We start from the raw sequence: 14,925 nt of genomic DNA, 5'->3' as shown, positions 1-14,925 counted from the left end.
TCGGCGCCGGGTCGCGTCCGGTGGGTGCCGGGGTGCCGGTGACGGCCGGGTCAGCGGAAGTTCACGTCACTGCACAGGAAGTAGGTCTGGTCCATGTGCGAGGCCTGCCAGATGGTGTAGACGACGTGGCGGCCGGTGTAGCCGGACGTGCTGACGGGGATCGAGTAGTTCTGGCTGGGCGCGTACCTGCCGGTCTTGGTGACCAGCTGAAGGTCCTGCCAGGTGAGCGGCTGGGTGGTGGGGTCGAAGCCCTGCCGGGTGACGTAGACCAGGAAGTAGTCGGCGCCGTGGCTGGCCTGGTCGTTCAGCTTCACGGTGAAGTTGGAGCCGATGTCGGTGGTCTTCCAGGGGCCGACGGCGTCGAGGGAGTTGTAGCGCCCGCTTTCGGTCTGGCCGCCGCTGCACAGCTGCCCGTTGGGGATGACGGCCTGGAAGTTGCCGGCGGAACCGTTGCGGTACAGGCCGTTCCAGTTCCACATGGCGTTGGGGTTGGCCTGCCAGGCCTGCCAGCACATGGGGTCCTGCTGGGCCATCGCCGGGTTCTGGAAGTCGCTGCCCCAGCGTTGCCAGCAGCCGTAGTTGCGGGAGGCGGGGTCGACCACCGAGCCGTGCGCGGAGGCTGTGCCGCCCCAGGTGATCAGGCTGATCAGCACGCCGACGAGGGTGCTCAGGACGAGCGCCAGTCGACGGCCGGTACGGCGCAGCGTACGGCGCTGTGCATGTTCATGACAATCCATTGCGAGGTTCTTCCTGTGGGGGAGGTCTTCACTGTGCGGGTGCCGGAGGCGTGGGAGCGCTCCCGCGCCTCAAGGCTGCGCGGCCTGGAACGAGGCGGCAACGGCTTGTTTCCGCCAAACCTGAGAGGCTCGACCCGCAGGGCAAATTCCCGCGAATGACTATGAACCACCCACCAAGTCCCCTACCGGACGCATGCCAGCCGTGCTTCGCTGTGTCTCTGGGCTGTGTCTCTGGCGGTAGACCGGTCACGTGGCAGCGTGTCGTTCTCAGTTCGTTTCGTCTTGCCGCTGCCAGGCACGAGGCCAGTTGCCGGACGGTGGAGGAGGCCCAATGATGCCCAGGTCACGCCGTGCGAGAGCGTAGAAGCCATCACGCGCTCGGCTCATCTGCCCGACCGCTGTCTCCCAGCCGGCAGGGTCGTCTTTCAGGCCGCGAGCATAAAGTTCGACGTTCCACACGGATTCATGCCATCTGCGAGCCGCCGCTATGGTCTCCGCTTCCCCGACGAGCAGCATCGTTTCCCACTCGGTGGCACGCCGCGCCTCGGCCTCGGCGAGCTGCGCCAGGCCCTGTTCCGGATCCAGCGGGTCCACAGCGTGTTGGAACCCCCTTGCCGCTCCTATGCGCTGGGCGATGTTGATCTGATGCTTCAGGCTGTTCGCGTAGGACGCGTAGGTGTCCAGTCTCTTCTGGTCCCAGCGTTCGGCTCTTACCCGTCGCCACCTGCTCCGTTCCGTGAGACTGGTCGCCACGTAGGAGCCGATGGCTCCCACGACTACGCCGGCCAAAGCAGGGAGCTGCTCCCACAATGTTGATCCCCCATGTTGATCCCCCATCACTGACGAAGACGGCCGGAGACACAGCGACGCCGAGCAGCCACCCGTGTTCCCGCTGGCTCCCGGGGGACAGCGGCCGAAGCGGACCCGGACCGACCTCATGAACCGGGCGTTGCCGAGGACCGACCGACGTCATTCCTCGCGGTACTGAGCGAACACCCTCTGCTGCTCGTCCCGCCAACTCCAGTCGGCCGGCCGGGAGAAGGGCAGGCTTCGGGCAAGCTCGGAGAACTGGCCGGATGGCTCGCCGCTGGCCTTGTTCACCACGATCGCCGAAAGCATCGGCGCCCGTCCGTCCTCGTTGCGGTGGAGGCAGACATCCTTGAGCAGGTAGGTCATGACTCCGCGGTGCGGCGGAACGGAGTCGAAACCTTGTGCCGCCAGCTCGGCGCTCAGCTCCCCGTACGTGATGGTCCGCCCCTGCCGGGCCCGCTCCCGCAGGATGTCCACGGCGGCTTCGCGCGCTGCCGGGTACTCCGGGTCCCTGATCCTCATGGTCCCTCCCCTGTCTGGTGAACACTGCCCAGCCCGCGCATCGTACCGGCCGGGCGCCGGCCCGTACCGCTGCGAACAGCCGAACATGCCTGCCAGGCAACGAGGTTGCTCCACCACAGGTCAACTCGGCGACCACCCCGCAGACGACCGAAGCTTCCGACCTCAGGGCGCGGCACCGTCGTCAGCGACGCGCAGGTCCTCTCGCATGCGCGCCCGGAGCACGGCAAGGGCGTCGTCGTACGTCCGGCGCCCCTCCAGGTACACAGCATCGGTGGCCAGGACTCCCTCCATCACCCGATCGCGGAGGTCGCGCAGGCGGCGGAAAGCATCCTCCGACGCCTCTACGACGCGACTGGGCGCACTGATGGTCATCTGGTACCTCAGCCCGATGCACGGCCCGAACGCCTCACGAGCCGTGGTGCGGCGTGTCGAGGGTTCCATGTCCGGGTCCCGAGCCATGTTGCCGCAGGCGTGTCGGGCCTCGGACAGGCCGGCCAGATAGTCCCCGTACAGAGTGCGACGCGCCTGCGTCTCGCGATCCACGCGCTCCCGCTTCCACCGTTGACGGTCCAGAAGCATGGCGGATCCTGTGGCGATCATCGCGCCGACTATGGTGCTGACCAACGTGATCCACTGCATGAACCGACCGTAGCCATCGCACGGTGCCCGTCGGCCCCGCACCGCGTCCGTCTCGGGCCGGCGGGGCTCGTACGGGCCGATGGTCCGGCAAGACGCAGAAACGCTGGATTCGGATAGGGCGCTGACTAGGCAGGGGCGGTCCCGGCGTACCGGCTCAGCGGGCCATCCAGCGGTCCATCTCCCGTGCTCGTGTGTCCAGCGCGGCGACGGTGGCGGCTGACGCGGTCCGGGGATTGCCGGGGACCTGCACATCGGACTGGCTGCCACCACACACATGACCGGGCCCGGGCCCCGGTTCGGGCATCTCGACATCGATTCCCGCCCGCCGCGCGAGCGCGATCGCCGTCGCCACGAATCCCTCCGAGAGCGCGCTGATCACGGCGTGCCCGGTTCGGCAGTGCCAGGCGACCAGGCCGCGTACGAACTCCGCGAATACGGCCGGATCGACCTCAAGCGTGTCCGGGTCACCCCAATACTTGCCCTGCCCGATTCCCGAGGGCAGACCGAGTTCCGCCTCGAAGACTCCGACCTGTCGTAGGAAGAGGCGGCCGGCACCGTTCGACGGGTTCCACAACGTCTCGTCACCGATGTCGAAGTACATGCTCATCGCGGATCCCCCCTGTTCGGATGCCTCGGCTCAAGGTAGAAGACCGAGCAGGGGACGGGCACTTGAGTATCCACACCCTGTGGGCTCTGCTTGCCGCGTGCCCGAACCTGCTTCGTACTCAGTCTGCCGCTGGCCGGGTCCCGCGTGAGCGCCTGCCGGTGATGTTGGATGACTCCGGGCTTTCGCCACAGGCTCGGCGAGAGTGGGAGGCATCCGGTACGCAGTCCGCCTCGCCGAGGCGGCCCGCCGAACAGGCTGGTGGACGGCGGGGGTTCGGGACCCCGGAAGTGTCGCCGAGCATTCATGGCGCACGTCCGTCATCGCCTCGGTCATCGCCACGCTGGAGGGCGCCGACGCCGCACGCGCCGCGCACCCGGCGGTCTGGCACGACTCGCAGGAGACACGCACCGGGGACGTGAACCATCTGGGGAAGAAGTACGCCGTTCCGGGCGACCCCGAGGCCGTCACGGCGGACCAGACAGCCGGCATGCCCGAGGTGTTGCGCGCTGCCGTCCGCGCGGTCGTCGCCGAGTACGAGGCCAGGGAGACGCCCGAGGCCATTTGCGCGCGGGACGCGGACAAACTGGAGTGCATGTTGCAGGGGCTGGAGTACAAGGCACAGGGGTAGGGCGCCGCGCAGCGCTGGGTCGACAACAGCCGGGAGCTACTGGCCCAAGCGCCTCTCGACTGGCTTCGCGCAGCCATAAGCGAGAGCAGCTGACGCCGGCCTCGACGGAAGCGGCCCCACGAGCCACCCGGCCCCACGAGCCACCCGGGGCCGCGAGGTCGCTGCCCATGATGAGCGGGCCCCCGCGCACCCGACGCGGCCTGCGCGTCGAGGGCCGCCCTCGTGGTTGGCTGGAGATCATCGAGGTACTGGGTATCGACACCAACGCCGCTCCGACGCGACGCGGCGGAACCGCTGCGGAAGGCGATCGCCGGATCGACATCACGCCCACCCGGCCTGAGCACGTGCTGCTGGTGGCCGAGGTGGTGTCACCGGGCTCGGAGACCACCGACCGGATCGTGAAGGTCGACCAGTATGCGAAAGCCGGGACCGGTTTCTACTGGCGGATCGGGCAGGCCGCGACGGGCGTGCCCCTCGTCTGCACCTACGTCCTCGATCCCGCGACGAAGACCTACCGGGACGGGGACGTGCACACCGGGGTCGTCAAGGTCACCGCCCCCTTCCCCGGGGAGATCGACCTGAGCCGGGTCTGAACGGCCGCTCGGGCCATGAGGTGCGATCCGAGGCGGGGAACGATTCACGTCGGCAGCGGATTCCCGTTCCGAGGGTGGCCGACGGAGGCCGACGGCGATCGGCGAGACACCGCCCCACCGGCAAACCCCCAGGTCAGCGCTCCCGACACCTACGGGTTTCCCCGTAGGGCTGGCGGTACGGCAAGATGGGGTGTTACTTGCCAGGGGAGGGCATGAATAGGGCCCCTCACCAGCGGTTTCTTCGCCGATGAGGGGCCGTGTCAGGCAGCTTGGGCCGTCTCTGGGCCGTCGTCCGTCTTCGGGCCGTCGTGAGCGTGACCGGCGGACCGGTACATCGCGGAGATGGCCTTCCGGGTCCGAGTCTCGCTGGACGGCATGAGATGCGTGTAGACGCGGAGGGTGAACCCCGGGTCGCTGTGGCCGAGGTAGAGGCTGAGGGCCTTGATGCTCTCCCCGGCGTCCAGGAGCACCGAGGCGTAGAAGTGCCGGAGCGCGTGCATCCCGTGTTCACGGGCTGCCGCGTAGCGCTCCCCCTTCTTCGGGATCGGAATGATGCCGGCGGAGGCCAGCGCAGGCTTCCATGACTGGTCGTTGAAGCCCTGGCTCCAGATGGCTGCGCCGATGCCGCTCGTGAAGACGAGACGGTGTGTGACCTTGGGGCCGGTCGGGGTCAGCCAGGGCAAGGTCACCTCGACGGGCGGGAAGCGCTCCATGTGCTGGCGGAGGGCGGCCGACACCTCGGGGTCGAGGGGGACGTCGCGGAGCTTGCCGCGCTTGGGCGGGGCGAAGACGAGCGTGCCGCGAACCTTCTTCACCTGTTGGCGGACGTACAGCCAGCCGAGATCCCCGATGTTGTCGACGGCCAGGCCGAAGATCTCCCCCTGTCGCAGGCCGCATCCGGCACCGAGGTCGACCATGGCCTGGTACCGGTCAGGCAATCCGGCCCGCACACCGAAAACCTGTTCCACGGACCACGGACGGACGCGTGTAGGCGCGGGACGAGGTGCCTTGACTGATCGGACCCTGCACGGGTTCGAGGCCAGCAGACGGTCATCCACGGCCGCGTTCAGCACGGAGGACACCGCGTCGAAGATGAGGCGCCGGTACTGGGGCGAGGCCACGGCCTCTTCCAACCGGCGGTTCCAGTCGCGGATGTGTTCGGGCTGGAAAGAGCCGATGGGGCGAGAGCCGAGGTACGGCAGGGCGTGAAGACGTAACCTCCCTTCGACGGCGGCCCGGCTGGTCAGGTCAGTGGTGAGCGCGGCGATCCACCGTTCCGTGTACTCCCGGAAGGTGATCCGTGCGGCTCGCGGGTCGATGTACTGCCCGCGCGCCATGTCCGCTTCGATGTTGGTCAACCACTGGTCGGCAAGCCGCTTCTGTTTGTCCGGAAAGCTCTTGGACTTCTCGGTGCCGTCTGGGGCGACGTAACGGGCGCGGTAGCGCATGCCCGTGCCGTAGCGGTCGGTCCTGACCTTGCGAGGCTTGCCGTCCGGCCCCTTCTCTTCCTTGTACCAGCGGTCTTGGATGTGTCCGGCCATCAGGCAGCGGCCCCCGTGATCTGGGACTCGACCCAGGCGCGTACGTCGTCCGGGTCGAAGCGCAGGTGCCGGCCGACCCGGAAACCACGCGGACCGGTGCCCTTGCGGCGCCACTGGTAGACCGTCTCGACGCTGGGCAGCTCGAACATCTCCACCAGGTCGTCAGGAGTCAGGAATCGCGTGGGCAGGGGGCGCGGTGGGGCTTCCGCCAGTGTGTTGCGTCGGTTAGCCACGAGTGGGTTCTCCTTCCGTTCCGGGGGCGGGTTCGAGGGATGCGGCAAGCCAGGCTTCGATGTCGGTCAGGCCGGTGCCGGCGAAGGCCCAGTGGGCGAGGACATAGGTGGTCTCGGGCTCAGGGCCGTTGGCTACGGCTGCCTGGGCGCGGCGCCATTCGGCGCGGGCGTCGCGGAGGGCGCCGAGGGTGGTGGAGTAGCGGCGGGACTTGGTGGAGAAGTGGCCGCGGAATCCGAGCATGTGGGCCCAGGCGCGCAGGCGGAGGTGTTCGAGGTCCTTGCGGGCGCCGAGGGTCCAGGCGGTGCGGATGAGGCGGCGGGCGTGGTCGCTGATGTCGAGCTGGGTGAGTTCGGCGGCGAACTTGAGCGGCCGGTCGAGGGCGCCGGTCGCGGTTTCGGCGCCCTTGGTGGCGTACTTGGCGATGTACGCGGCTACGGCGCGCTCGGTCAGCTCCTGGCCGTCGTTGAAGTCGGCGGAACGGATGGTGCGTACGTCGAGCTGGCGGCCGAAGGTGAAGGTGTGGGCGCGGCCGTCGATGACCGGGCCGTTGACGCGTGCCTTGGTGGCTGCCGCGTGGATGGCGTCGGTGAGGAGGTCGGCGGTGGCCCAGGGCGGGGGTGGGGTGTCGGCGCCGCCGGGGCCGTCGAGGCGGATGACCGCGTGGAAGTGGACGGCTCCACGCTTCTGGTACTCGGCGACCTTGGCGAAGGACACGCGGGCGTGGTCGCGGAACCGGCGCTGTGACAGGCCCGCGCGCTTGGTGACCTCACGGCGGAGGTGGATGGAGAAGCGGCGCCAGAGCTGTCCGGCATAGGCGTTCCAGAGGACGGCCGCTTCGTAGTCGTAGGTGTCCGGGTCGAGTGGGGTGCCGAGTGTGGTGTCGTCCTGGTCGTGGTGGGTGCCGCAGCGGCAGGTGCGGCCGTCGGTGCGGCGGTTGTGGACCGGGCCGAAGCCGGGGGCAGTGAAGGTGGCGAAGACGCGGGGGTGTGCGGCGACGTGTTCCGGGGTGCCTTTGCCGCCGCGCAGTCCGGCGGTGATCAGGTGGAAGGTGTCGCGGCGGTAGACCTCGGCGCAGGCCGGGCAGCGGGTGGTGCGGCGGTTGTTGCAGCGGACGAGGAGTTGGCCGGCCGGGAGGGTGGTCGAGTCGAGGTGGTGGAGGAGGCGGCCGATCTCGCCGGTGGTGGTGTCGATGTCGTACTCGGTGCGGTGGCCGTCGAGGCGGATCGGGTGGGTGCAGCCGCCGAGCCCGGAGAGCTGCCGCAGGATGCCCGGCAGGTTGCCGTTTTCGGCCAGCCTCGTGAGTTCCGGGAGCGGGGGCGGGGTGGTGCGGGTGAAGATGGCGGTCTCCTTCTGACTGGATCGGTCAGGGGTGATGGGCCCGGGGCGGCCGGATGCTTGGCCGTGTCGCGGCCGTCCCGGGTGCGGTCGGAGGGGTCAGCGCCGGTGCTGCTCGCGGAGCAGGGAGCGCAGGACGACGGTGGTGACGGCCACGGAGATGGCCGTGACGGCGACGGCGGCCAGGAGCGCGGTGAGGACGACTCCGCCGACGAGCAGGGCCACGACCGTTTTCTGATCGACGGGAAGGGACGCGAGGCCGCGTCGGGCGGGCGCCGGATCGGTGGGCGCGTGGGTGTGGGCGGACGGCGGGGTCGGGTTCTCCGGGTACTTGGGCAGGAACACGGCTTGGCCTTCCTTATCTACTCGTCTAGTCATGTGGGCCGTTTACGACGCCGACGCCGGACCGGGTGCCGGACTCGATAGCGGGGGCGAGGAAGGTGTGCGAGAGCCAGAAACCGAACAGCGCGATGAGGACGACGATCCAGGGGCGGACGCCGAGGAACTTGATCGCTCCCCAGGCGAAGAACCCGAGGATGAGGACGAGCGGCAGGCTGACGGTCACGGTGGTCCGGGTCCTTTCAGCGGATGGGGCAGCGGTGGGTGCGGGCGGCGAGTTCGGCGGCGGCGCGGCTGTCGTAGTCGGCGGAGAAGCCGCAGCGCGGGGCGGTGCAGGCGGCGGTGTGCTTCTCGCGGCCCCGGTTGTCGTAGGAAGTGCCGACCTGGACGGGGCCGATGCGGGTGACATTGCGGAAGCTGCGGTTGGCGGACACGCGGTCTCCTCTCAGAGGCGGGTGGCGATGGCTTCGGCCATCGGCGCGGGGACGCCGAGGCGGGCGCGGAGGGTCGGTGTGTCGATGGGGGCACCGGTACGGGCGTGATGCTCGGCGGCGACCTTGCGGGCGTGGTCGACCAGAGCGGACGGGACCGGGATGGGTGCCGGTCGCGCCGGTGTCTCGATGGAGGGTTGTTCGGGGGCGGTTTCGGGCTCGTCCACCTGGTCCTCGGTGACTTCGGCTTCGGTGTCCGGCTTGGGTGCGGAGTGGGCGAGGAGCGTCCCGCCAAGGAAGGCGATGGCGGGCCAGCCCGCGACGAGGATGCGCAGCCAGGCGGGGAGGTTGCCGAGGTCTAGGAGGCCGGCGGTGGCGACGTTGGCGCCGAGGGAGGCGGCGAGGGCGATGACGAACCAGCACCAGGCCGCGGCTTTGCCGTTGCCGGAGCGCAGTCGACGCCAGGCGGCGACGAGCAGTAGGTCGACGGAGACGGGATAGGCCCACGCTTTCCATCCGTCCTGTCCGGCCGCCACGGCGACATCGTGGAGGTGGGCGAAGGACAGCGCGGCGGCGATGAGCGCCTGGACGAGCACCGCGTCGACGCGGGCCAGGTGGGCGCGCATGATGCGGCTCCTTCCGGAGTTGGGCGGGGGTAGGTCAGTCGGTGACCGGGTGGGGCAGGACGACCGGGGCCGCGTGCTCGACCGGTCGCTCGGGCACGTCGGGGCGGAAGGGCTCCAGCGCGGGCAGGTCGGGCACCATTCCGGCGGACGCGCGGCAGGTCTCGGCCGCGCCGGTGAGGGAGAGGTACGGCGTGCGGATGCGGGACCAGCCGCCGGAGGTGTCGCCCGCCACGGCCAGGCCGGGCCGTTCTGGGGCGATGGAGCAGGCGGCAATGACCGCTTCGGGGGCGATGTCGCCGAGGGCCATCTTCGCGGAGGCTTCGTCGTTGACGCGGTGGCAGACGCGGCCGGTGAGCTGGGCGCGGAGCATGGTGGCGCCCTTGCCGAGTTCGGCGCCGAAGCGCTGCCCGCAGACCTCCAGGAACATGCCGGCCGCGCGGCCGAGCTGAGCGAGCCGGATGAGCTGGGTGACCATCTCGTCGCGGCGTTCCTCGTCCTTCTTCGTGGCGACGAGGAAGAGTTCGGCCACCTCGTCCACGAACAGCACGATGGGCACGGGGCGCTCGTGCTCGGGCAGGCCCCAGATGTCGGAGGTGATCTCCTCATCCGGGGTGCCGGGGGCGATGCCTTGTCGGGCTTTGATCAGGTCGTATCGGTCCTCCATTTCCTTGACCAGGACGGGCAGCAGTTCGGCCGCCTGTTCCGGGTCGGTGGCCAGCGCGGAGAGCCGGGGTGCGAAGGGGGCCAGTTCGACGCCCCGCTTGCAGTCGATGCCGACCAGGGCGACCGGCTGAGGGGCGAGGCCGGCGAGGAGGTGGCGCAGGTACATGGACTTGCCGGACAAGGTGGCGCCGAGGGTGAGCTGGTGGGGGATGGTGCGGTAGTCGCGTACGAACGGCGTGGCGTCTTCGCGCAGGGCGACCGGCACCTGGAGGAAGCCGTCCGCGATCTTGCGCGGCATGCGGACCCGCCGTAAGACGTCGTAGCCGACGAGCCGCAGTTCGATGACACCCGGCTTGACCGGGATGACGTAGACGGCGTGGACGCCCCAGGCGTGCCGCAGCCGTTCGGCCGAGGCGGCGAAGTCGGCGGGTTCCTGGCCAGGGGCCAGGCGGAGGCGTATCCGCAGCCCCGTCGTGGTGGGTCGGAGCAGGCCCCGGCGAGGCGGTACGGGCCGCACCTCTCGCCGGGTCATGGCCTTGGCGGCGAGAACCCGGAGCCGGGACGGTGCCATGGTCAGGCCGCACGCCTCCATCACGGAGCCGTACGTACTGAGCAGCCGGAGCGTGGACACCGGGAGGCCGACCGTGGACCAGTACGCCGCCGGGTGCTTGGCCCGGGCGTAGGCGGCCCCGCCGCCGAGCGCGGCGACAGGACCACCTACTTCCAGAAGCGTCGTCAGGTCGGACATCAGGCAGCGGCCCCGGTGGCGGCCGGGAAGGCGGCGGGGGTGACGGCGGCGGCGCGGTAGGCGATGCCGTGGCGCTGCTGGCCGTTGAAGACGGACTCCCACGGCCGGGCGACCAGGCCCGGCAGCGAGACCGGCGCCCCAAGGGTCAGTCCCTCGGAGATGCCGCCCTCCGGGACGGTGACCTTGATGAGCGAGGACTCGCCATCCTCGATGTAGACGACGCCGATGGTCATCAGCGCCTCACCGCTGTTGGCGTCCTTGGCGATCTCGCCGGTCTGCCGGTCGCGGACCTTCGGTTCAGGGGCCTCGGTGAGGAGGATCGTGGCGCCGGAGGTCTCCACGCGGATGGTGCGCAAGACACACTCCTATCTACTCGTCTATACAAGATGGGTTCTGCGAACCCCTTGATCGGGATCGCGGAATCACCTTGCCACACAACTCGCCCACTCGTCTATACGAGTAAGCGTGTTGGGGTGTACGAGTTCGGGAGGACGTCCCCGCGCACCCCCGCAAATCGTGACGATCAGGTCGCCGGAAGCTGGTATGAGAGGACGTACGCGTCCGCCGCCATCACCGTGTCGCAGACCTCAACGGCCCGGCCCTCGGTGTCGAAGGCGGTCCGGATGAGGTGGATGACTGGGACGCCGGCCGCGAGTCGCAGCGTCTTGACCTCGGAGGGCGAGGGCATCCGGGCGCGGATCTCCTCGTCGAAGTGGTCGAGGCGGTGGCCAAGCTCTTCCAGGCGGGCGTAGATGCCGCCGGGGCCGGGGTTGGGTTCGGCGATGGGGGTTCCGCGGGCGATGTCGAGCGGGAGGTACGAGGTGGCGAACTCGACCGGCCGCCCGTCGAGCAGGTACCGGCGCCGTCGGGCCAGGACTCGCCGCACGGAGCCGAGCCGGGTGGAGATGTCCTGGCTGGCCTTCTCCTCCTTGACCTCCAGGCTGTCGACCTGGGGGTGGCCGCCGGCCGCGTCGGCCTCCACGATGAACGCGGACTTGCCTTGTTCCCGGTGACGGCGGGCGAAGCGGTCGGAGGCGAGGCGCCTGACGGGGGGTCGTGGCCGTACGAAGACTCCCCTGCCGTGCTCGGCGTGCACCAGGCCCTCGCCCTGGAGGATGGAGAAGGCGTTGCGGACCGTCATCCGGGACACCCCGAAGTGGTCCACGAGGTCGGCTTCGGAGGGCAGCTTCTCGCCCTCGCGGAATCGCCCACGGTCGATGGCCTCGCGAAGCTGGTCGGCGATCTGCCGGAAGACCGCACGATCGCTCGTGGGGTCGAGATCACCGAGGAGGCCCGAAGAAAGAGGGCTCACGTGAGTACTCCTTTAGGTATCTAGACGAGTGGGCGAGTGCTGTTGCTACGGTGGAGAGCCTAGCCAGCCGAGAGGGCCGAGGAACGTGAGCACTGAACGCCCGCACTCCGTGAGCGTCGCCGGGGTCGTCGTGGACGACCAGGGCCGGGCCCTCCTGATCCAGCGCCGGGACAACGGTCACTGGGAGCCGCCGGGCGGTGTCCTCGAACGTGAGGAGACCATCCCGGAAGCCCTCCAGCGCGAAGTCCTCGAAGAGACCGGCATCAAGATCGCGCTTCCCGCGACCCTGACCGGCGTCTACAAGAACATGAAGGGCCTGATCGTCTCGCTGGTCTTCCGCTGCGAAGCCGCCGACGGCGTGCCCACCACCGGTGACGAGACCCGCGCACTGCGCTGGGCCACCCGCGAAGAGGTCACCGAGCTTGCCGACGAGGCGTACGCGATACGCGTGCTTGACGCACTCGACGCTACGACCCCGCCGGCCGTTCGCGCCCACGACGGCGTGAAACTCGTCTAGCCCGAACCCGCTGCACATGGCGGCCTACCAGCACGAAGGAACTTGTATGCACGAGTATACGAGTACAGCCCGGGTCTGGGGGCTGAGTTGCCCAGGATTCCCGGAAGAAGTGAGCCGGGCCCGCCGCTGGACCCGGGATATCCTGCGCGACTCCCCTCTGGCCGACGACGCCGAGCTGATCGTGAGCGAGCTGAGCACCAACGCGATCCGCCACACGTCCAGCGGCTGGCAGCCCGGCAGCTTCCACCTGGCCGTCGCCGTCTCGGCACAGGTGGTCGCGGTCTCGGTCACGGACGACGGCGGCGCGGCCACGGCCCCCAAGGTCGAGCACCACGATCAGGAGGCCGAGCACGGCCGAGGGCTGGGCATGGTCAGCGCCCTCGCCCACCGGGTCGTCGTCCACGACACCGACCAGGGCCACACGGTCACCGCCGAGCTGTACGCCGACGCACGGCTGGGAGGCCGACGATGCTGATGAAGCTGCCCCGGTGGGGGTTCTGGTGCGAGTGCTGGACGGAGAGTCTGACCGAACAGGGTCCGCCGGTACTGGTGGCATCGTTCGACGCCTACTCCGCCCCACAAGCGGACCGTTGGGTAGCGATCGCCCTCGAAACGATCTCCCCGGCTCTGGACTCGGACGCATCCGCCGAAGCGTGGGAGTGGATGTATGACGGCCGGATCGACACCCGGCGAGCCCTGCTGCGGGCCGAGCCCTGCACGGTGTCACTGACCCACGTCGGCACCCGCATTACCTGGACGATCCGGCCAGTGCTCTTCCTGCCCCTCGCGCACCGCCAGGGCACCGAACTCCCAGCATGCGCGCACGACTTCACGCCCCGCCCTGAAGAGTGAGTTACAACTTTCTCTACTGGTTCAAGGCGGCTCGCTCCGCTCCCCGCGCGCGGCCCGGCCCCCGGCCGGGCCTGCGCTCCTGTCTCCGCCCCGCTCCAGCCCGGCCGGCGCCCGTGCCGCGCACGCCAGTCGTCTGATACCAGAGAAGGGGTACGTCGTTACTGAGGCGGTCGGCTCCGCGATTCTACGAGTGACCCTCAGGGGCTCCCTCTCCCCTTTCTCTGTCACTTTCTTGAAGGCACTCACGCACCCGTTTCAAAACTGCCGGATCTCTCAGGTATCGATCAGGAAGTCTACAGTTCCCCATGATCTTGGCCTGAATCAAGAGCTCTGCCGGCAGATTCACCTCATCCGTGACCATGGTTCCATCCATCAGCGCTCCCCCGAGATCAACATCCTGCATATCACCTCCGAGAAGGAACGTCTCCTTAAGGCTGACAGCCTCTAGATTCGCACCTTTCATACTTACAGTCGATAGTGCAGCTCGATCGAAATTGGCATCAAAGAGCATCGCACCCTCAAAGCTCCCCCCGTAAATATTCGCACCCTTGAATTTTGCATTGCTCAAATTAGTTCTCGCCATCGACACATCGTAAAAAGTCACTCGATCAAACCTGGCCCCTCCGAGGATTAAGCCAGTCAGACGCCCTCCGTTCAACCTCACGCCTCGCAGATCAGTGTGTGCCAAGAGAGCGCCATGGTGCGGGTGTTCAGGCCTCCGGGTCAGGACCGTCAATGCCGCCTGAATATCTTCCGGGGCTCGATAGTCAACAGGAGTCTCGGTCGACTCGTCAGGGAGTGGCGCCCGCTCCCTTATGAATGCGGCGAGTAATTCCACGATCGTGGGATGGTCGCGCTCGGAGTCCCGCATTATACGTTCAAGCGCATAGATTCCACCCAAGCGCTCGGTCAGATTGCTTGACCCCAGCAACTTAACAGCTTCCACATAGCGATCGGTGACCTGACCCTCACGGATCAACTCTGCCTGTTCCCTATCCTTCTCTCTGGTGTGCTCGAAAATCCTATCTGTCTGCTTGTGGCTTCTATGGGTGTAGTGCACGCCGATCGCTGCCACTAGTCCGGCCCCTAAGGCCACAAGCATCGTCCGGAAACCGGTGATAACGACACCATCGGCTGGCTGAAGATCTTTCTCGCGAAGGTGAGTCCCATCAAGCCACCAAGGGCCACGCCAAAGAAGGAGGCCGTAGCCTACAACCGTTAGCGCCGCTACAAGAACAGAAGCGACCTTCCTCGTCTTAGGCTTCATGTATCGAAGCGTCCCCGAGATGGAGACTGTTCGCTCCAGGGGGGCAGAATTCAGAGCAAAACTTGAGGTAGATGGCGGAAGCAGCCTCCTCCTCACACTCAATGGATACTGATCCATGTACCGGCTATGCGGGCGGAGACGTTCCGCCCCGTAGCTTCCCAAGCTGAGGGTTCGGGTGCGGTTGGCTCCGGCTCGTCCCCACGGCCCGGCCGGCGTGGCCGCTCCCGTCGACGGCGCTGCGCCGTGGCTGAGGCCGGTGGGGGTGCAGCGAGACATACGCGCGCCTGGTCGGTTGGCGCGTCCGCCGTCGTGGCTGGCTGTCGGTGGCTGAGGTTCATGCGGCCTGCTCGATGGCGCCACTGTCAGTCGATGACCGGTTCCTGGTGATCGACTCCGGGCCGTCCCTGGGCCGTGCGAGGGTGCCCGAAGCCGACCGACGGCGACCGGCAGTGACAGACGAGACGCAGCGCGCCACAGTGAAACCCCAGGTCAGAGCCCCCGAACGGAACGGGTTTCCCCGTTGG

19 protein-coding genes and 2 pseudogenes are annotated in these 14,925 nt (G+C 68.4%); 5 read left to right on the top strand and 16 right to left on the bottom strand.

The window, feature by feature from the left end; all coding sequences use genetic code 11:
- Window positions 1-50 precede the first annotated feature (50 nt).
- The 5 genes from HB370_RS15055 to HB370_RS15035 all read right to left on the bottom strand — a co-directional run bounded on the left by HB370_RS15055 (window position 51) and on the right by HB370_RS15035 (window position 3,315).
- A complete protein-coding gene (locus HB370_RS15055; RefSeq protein ID WP_030795453.1) occupies window positions 51-737 on the bottom strand; it encodes a lytic polysaccharide monooxygenase in 687 nt (228 codons plus the stop codon).
- A 267-nt stretch (window positions 738-1,004) separates the two neighbouring features.
- Window positions 1,005-1,331: a hypothetical protein gene (locus HB370_RS41910; RefSeq protein WP_244405527.1), complete on the bottom strand. Its 327-nt coding sequence runs from the start codon at window positions 1,329-1,331 to the stop codon at window positions 1,005-1,007.
- A 375-nt stretch (window positions 1,332-1,706) separates the two neighbouring features.
- Entirely contained in the window at window positions 1,707-2,069 is a 363-nt protein-coding gene (locus HB370_RS15045; RefSeq protein WP_030795455.1) for a hypothetical protein, read from the bottom strand.
- Between the two features lie 162 nt (window positions 2,070-2,231).
- Window positions 2,232-2,708, bottom strand: coding sequence for a hypothetical protein (locus HB370_RS15040; RefSeq protein WP_030795458.1), 477 nt, complete (start codon window positions 2,706-2,708; stop codon window positions 2,232-2,234).
- Between the two features lie 154 nt (window positions 2,709-2,862).
- Window positions 2,863-3,315, bottom strand: a complete 453-nt coding sequence (locus HB370_RS15035) for a DUF6086 family protein (protein WP_037703557.1) — start codon at window positions 3,313-3,315, stop codon at window positions 2,863-2,865.
- 202 nt (window positions 3,316-3,517) lie between these two features.
- On the opposite strand from HB370_RS15035, the pseudogene HB370_RS15030 reads away from it, so the two are divergent.
- Both HB370_RS15030 and HB370_RS15025 read left to right on the top strand, forming a co-directional pair.
- A pseudogene (locus HB370_RS15030) lies at window positions 3,518-4,036 on the top strand (HD domain-containing protein).
- A gap of 221 nt (window positions 4,037-4,257) precedes the next feature.
- A pseudogene (locus HB370_RS15025) lies at window positions 4,258-4,536 on the top strand (Uma2 family endonuclease); the annotation flags it as partial.
- Window positions 4,537-4,796: 260 nt separating this feature from the next.
- On the opposite strand, the gene HB370_RS15020 reads toward HB370_RS15025, so the two are convergent.
- From HB370_RS15020 to HB370_RS14975, 10 genes are all read right to left on the bottom strand, one after another.
- Window positions 4,797-6,077: a site-specific integrase gene (locus tag HB370_RS15020; protein ID WP_030795465.1), complete on the bottom strand. Its 1,281-nt coding sequence runs from the start codon at window positions 6,075-6,077 to the stop codon at window positions 4,797-4,799.
- On the bottom strand, window positions 6,077-6,310 hold the full coding sequence (locus tag HB370_RS15015) for a helix-turn-helix domain-containing protein (RefSeq protein WP_030795468.1): 234 nt from the start codon (window positions 6,308-6,310) through the stop codon (window positions 6,077-6,079). The genes HB370_RS15020 and HB370_RS15015 overlap by 1 nt, the downstream gene beginning before the upstream one ends.
- The gene (locus HB370_RS15010; RefSeq protein ID WP_208974517.1) at window positions 6,303-7,604 is read right to left on the bottom strand and encodes a replication initiator; all 1,302 of its coding nucleotides are present in this window, start codon (window positions 7,602-7,604) and stop codon (window positions 6,303-6,305) included. The genes HB370_RS15015 and HB370_RS15010 overlap by 8 nt, the downstream gene beginning before the upstream one ends.
- 141 nt (window positions 7,605-7,745) lie before the next feature.
- A complete protein-coding gene (locus HB370_RS15005) occupies window positions 7,746-7,991 on the bottom strand; it encodes a hypothetical protein (RefSeq protein WP_030790233.1) in 246 nt (81 codons plus the stop codon).
- A 25-nt stretch (window positions 7,992-8,016) separates the two neighbouring features.
- Window positions 8,017-8,211 carry a hypothetical protein gene (locus HB370_RS15000; protein ID WP_030790237.1) on the bottom strand — a complete coding sequence of 65 codons (195 nt, stop codon included), beginning with the start codon at window positions 8,209-8,211 and terminating at the stop codon, window positions 8,017-8,019.
- Between the two features lie 16 nt (window positions 8,212-8,227).
- Window positions 8,228-8,419 carry a mobile element transfer protein gene (locus HB370_RS14995; RefSeq protein WP_167512984.1) on the bottom strand — a complete coding sequence of 64 codons (192 nt, stop codon included), beginning with the start codon at window positions 8,417-8,419 and terminating at the stop codon, window positions 8,228-8,230.
- A gap of 11 nt (window positions 8,420-8,430) precedes the next feature.
- Window positions 8,431-9,042: a DUF2637 domain-containing protein gene (locus HB370_RS14990; protein WP_030790241.1), complete on the bottom strand. Its 612-nt coding sequence runs from the start codon at window positions 9,040-9,042 to the stop codon at window positions 8,431-8,433.
- A gap of 34 nt (window positions 9,043-9,076) precedes the next feature.
- Window positions 9,077-10,453 (bottom strand): FtsK/SpoIIIE domain-containing protein, encoded by a 1,377-nt coding sequence (locus tag HB370_RS14985; RefSeq protein ID WP_030790244.1) that lies wholly within the window; start codon window positions 10,451-10,453, stop codon window positions 9,077-9,079.
- Complete coding sequence (locus tag HB370_RS14980; RefSeq protein WP_030790247.1) at window positions 10,453-10,809, bottom strand: hypothetical protein; 357 nt, start codon at window positions 10,807-10,809, stop codon at window positions 10,453-10,455. Before HB370_RS14980 ends, HB370_RS14985 begins: the two co-directional genes overlap by 1 nt.
- Window positions 10,810-10,976: 167 nt before the next feature.
- A complete protein-coding gene (locus HB370_RS14975) occupies window positions 10,977-11,765 on the bottom strand; it encodes a GntR family transcriptional regulator (RefSeq protein ID WP_030790250.1) in 789 nt (262 codons plus the stop codon).
- Window positions 11,766-11,874: 109 nt separating this feature from the next.
- Here HB370_RS14975 and HB370_RS14970 point away from each other — a divergent pair, with 109 nt between their 5' ends.
- From HB370_RS14970 to HB370_RS14960, 3 genes are read left to right on the top strand one after another with little or no spacing between them, the layout of a single operon-like run.
- Complete coding sequence (locus tag HB370_RS14970; RefSeq protein ID WP_030642758.1) at window positions 11,875-12,282, top strand: NUDIX hydrolase; 408 nt, start codon at window positions 11,875-11,877, stop codon at window positions 12,280-12,282.
- Window positions 12,283-12,328: 46 nt separating this feature from the next.
- Window positions 12,329-12,757, top strand: a complete 429-nt coding sequence (locus HB370_RS14965) for an ATP-binding protein (protein ID WP_167512983.1) — start codon at window positions 12,329-12,331, stop codon at window positions 12,755-12,757.
- Complete coding sequence (locus HB370_RS14960) at window positions 12,751-13,134, top strand: hypothetical protein (protein WP_167512982.1); 384 nt, start codon at window positions 12,751-12,753, stop codon at window positions 13,132-13,134. Before HB370_RS14965 ends, HB370_RS14960 begins: the two co-directional genes overlap by 7 nt.
- Before the next feature lie 184 nt (window positions 13,135-13,318).
- On the opposite strand, the gene HB370_RS14955 is transcribed toward HB370_RS14960, so the two are convergent.
- On the bottom strand, window positions 13,319-14,401 hold the full coding sequence (locus tag HB370_RS14955) for a pentapeptide repeat-containing protein (RefSeq protein WP_157855639.1): 1,083 nt from the start codon (window positions 14,399-14,401) through the stop codon (window positions 13,319-13,321).
- Between the last annotated feature and the right edge of the window lie 524 nt (window positions 14,402-14,925).

The organism is Streptomyces sp. DSM 40868, from assembly GCF_011820545.1.
In the GTDB taxonomy this organism is placed as follows: domain Bacteria; phylum Actinomycetota; class Actinomycetes; order Streptomycetales; family Streptomycetaceae; genus Streptomyces; species Streptomyces eurythermus.
The sequence above is the reverse complement of the archived record's forward strand: the minus strand, read 5'-3'. Positions and strand labels throughout refer to the sequence as shown.